Source organism: Streptococcus sp. GMD4S (assembly GCF_000296955.1).
On record NZ_AJRE01000120.1, the window covers coordinates 1 to 3,258 of the forward strand.

Annotated in this window: 3 protein-coding genes; 2 read left to right on the forward strand and 1 reads right to left on the reverse strand. The window is 43.5% G+C overall.

Features of this window, described 5'->3' with window-relative positions:
* The first annotated feature begins 47 nt into the window (after positions 1–47).
* Positions 48–983: a serine hydrolase domain-containing protein gene (locus GMD4S_RS07505; protein ID WP_000870771.1), complete on the forward strand. Its 936-nt coding sequence runs from the start codon at positions 48–50 to the stop codon at positions 981–983.
* An 8-nt stretch (positions 984–991) separates the two neighbouring features.
* Entirely contained in the window at positions 992–1,897 is a 906-nt protein-coding gene (locus GMD4S_RS07510; protein WP_000047999.1) for a DMT family transporter, read from the forward strand.
* Positions 1,898–1,941: 44 nt separating this feature from the next.
* Here the strand turns inward: GMD4S_RS07510 and GMD4S_RS07515 are convergent, their stop codons facing one another.
* Complete coding sequence (locus GMD4S_RS07515; protein WP_000808282.1) at positions 1,942–3,225, reverse strand: uracil-xanthine permease family protein; 1,284 nt, start codon at positions 3,223–3,225, stop codon at positions 1,942–1,944.
* Positions 3,226–3,258: the final 33 nt, after the last annotated feature.

Below are 3,258 nucleotides of genomic sequence, written 5' to 3' on the forward strand. Positions count from 1 at the left end.
TTCCTTGGTAAAGATACCAATAACATTGAATTGTGGTTTGAAGAAGCATGAAGTGGGAAAAAATTCTAAGAAAAATAGAAAATCAAATCGAGGCAGGGATTTATCCCGGGGCCTCTTTTGCGTATTATAAGGATGGTGAATGGAAAGAGTCTTATCTAGGATTGAGTGATCCAGAAAGAGACTTGAAGACAGAAAGTGGTTTGGTTTATGATCTAGCCAGTGTGAGTAAGGTAGTGGGAGTGGGGACGGTTTTTACCTTCTTGTGGCAGCAGGGCAAATTAGATATTGATCGACCGGTGACGGATTTTTTACCGGAGTGTGATTATCCTGATATCACTATACGGCAACTTTTGACCCATGCTACAGATTTAGACCCCTTTATTCCAAATCGGGACCTCTTGACTGCCCCTGAATTAAAAGAAGCCATGTTTCACCTCAATAGACGAAGTCAGCCAGCCTTCCTATACTCGGACGTTCACTTTTTACTTTTGGGCTTTCTTTTGGAAAAAATCTTTAATCAAGACTTGGATCAGATTATAGAAGAACAAGTTTTGGAAGCATGGGGGATGAAGGAGACCAAGTTCGGTCCCGTTGAGCAAGCTGTCCCAACAGTGAAAGGAGTGGAGGCCGGAAATATTCATGATCCCAAAGCCCGTCTATTAGGGAAACACGCAGGAAGTGCTGGTTTGTTTTCGACTGTTAAGGATCTGCAGATCTTTCTGGAACATTACTTGAAAGATGATTTTGCTGCAGAATTGAGCCGAAATTTTTCTCCCTTAGATGATAAGGAGCGGTCCCTAGCCTGGAATTTGGAAGGAGCCTGGCTCGACCATACGGGCTATACTGGTACCTTTATCATGTGGAATCGAGAGAAACAAGAAGCTACTATCTTTTTATCCAATCGAACGTATGAGAAGGATGAGCGTACCCAGTGGATAGTTGACCGAAACCAAGTGATGGAAATGATTCGTCAAGAGGAGTAGGGGGAAGCATGTCGAAAACCGTAAAAGGAACTCTGTATACAGTAGTGGCAGGGATTGCTTGGGGCTTGTCTGGAACCAGTGGCCAATACCTGATGGCACACGGGATTTCTGCTTTAGTCTTGACCAATTTGCGACTTATCATTGCAGGCTTGGCACTGGTGTTCTTATCCTATACGACTTCAAAGGATAAATTCCTTTCTTTTTTAAAAGACAAAAAAAGTCTGCTATCTCTGTTGCTATTTGCAGTTTTTGGACTTTTCTTAAACCAGTTTGCCTATCTTTCTGCCATTCAGGAAACCAATGCTGGAACGGCGACAGTTCTCCAGTATGTATGCCCCGTTGGGATCTTGGTTTATACCTGTATGAAGGATAAGGTAGCTCCGACACTGGCTGAGATTATTTCGATTGGATTGGCTATAGGAGGAACTTTTCTGATCGCGACGCATGGGAAAGTCGACCAGTTGTCTGTCACACCCCTAGGTCTGTTCTGGGGCCTCTTTTCAGCCTTGACCTATGCCCTCTATATTATCCTTCCCATCGTTTTGATTAAGAAGTGGGGCAGTATTTTGGTGATTGGTGTCGGGATGGTTATTTCTGGTGTAGTGGCTATTCCCTTCACAGGAGTCTTACAGGCCAGCATACCAACCAGCTTAGATTTTCTCTTTGCATTTGCTGGGATTATCATCATCGGAACGGTCTTTGCATATACAGCTTTCCTAAAGGGAGCTAGTCTGATAGGCCCTGTTAAGTCTAGTTTATTGGCTTCCATAGAGCCAATTTCTGCCGTTTTCTTTGCCTTTCTGATTATGAAGGAACAGTTTTATGCGATTGATTTTATAGGTATGGCTATGATTTTACTAGCCGTGACCATTATTTCATTGAAAGATTTACTGTTGGAAATAAAGAGTAAGTAATTAAAAAATCCACTCAATCGAGTGGATTTTTTGTGTATAGATGATTAGTCTTTATTTTCGTGTGGCAAAATCAAGTTCAAGATGATTCCTGTCATGGCTGATAGAGCAGTACCTGAAAGTGTAACTGGGCCAAGTTTGAGGATAGCCCCACCAAGTCCAAGTACCAACATGGCACTTGCGATGATGAGGTTACGCATTTGGCTGAAGTCAACGCGTTCCTTAATCAAAACTTTCAAACCATTGCTGGCGATAACCCCGTAGAGAAGGATGGACATGCCACCAAGCACAGCATTTGGAATGGTTGAAATCAAGGCAGTAAATTTACCAAGGAAGCTAAGAGCAATGGCGATGAAGGCCGCGTTACGGATAACAGAGACAGAAGCGATGCGAGTCATCCCGATAACTCCTGTATTTTCTCCGTAAGTCGTGTTAGCTGGTCCACCGAGGAAGGCGGATACAGATGTCGCGATACCGTCACCGAGAAGCGTACGGTGAAGTCCTGGTTCTTTTAGGAATTGACGGCCACAGATTTGACTCAAAACTGTGTGGTCTCCAATGTGTTCTGAAATTGTTACGATTGCAATTGGCAAGATAGCAATTGTTTCAGGACCGAAGTACAAGTTGTACTCTTTAAAGGCACCACCAGTGCTAAATGGCAAGTAGAAACCAGGAATTTCAAACCAGTTGGCTTGAAGGACTGGGGTAAAGTCAACCAAACCAAGCATCATAGCGAAGATATACCCACCGATGATGGCAAAGAGGAAAGGAATGATACGGAGGAACCCTTTTCCTTTTGTATTGATAAAGGCTGCAATCAAGAACGTAACAACGGCTACAAGGGCGTTTTTCCAGTTTCCGTCTGCCACAAGTCCAGCATTCGTTACAGCAGAACCAGCAAGACCAAGACCGATAACGATAATCATAGGTCCGATAATGATTGGTGGCAAGAGTTTATCAATCCATTTCGTACCTGCAAAACGAACACTTGCTGCTACAAGGACATAGACCAAACCAGTCAAGATGACCCCAGTTTGAGCAGCAGATACATCGCCCCCCATTTCTTTCATGGCTAGAGACATAGCCGTGATAAAGGCGAATGAAGAACCTAGGTAAACTGGAACCTTAAAACCAGTAGAAATCATGTAGATAAGTGTTCCAATACCGGAAGCAAAGAGAGCAACCGACACGGGCATTCCCAAAATTAAGGGAACGAGAATGGTTGCACCAAACATGGCAAATACGTGCTGGAAGCTGAGAAGAATACCTTTACCAGCAGAAGGACGTTGATCAACGTCTAGTAACAAGTCAACAGTTGATTCCTGTTTCATAAAAACCTCACTTTTGGGCACCAAAAAAGAGCC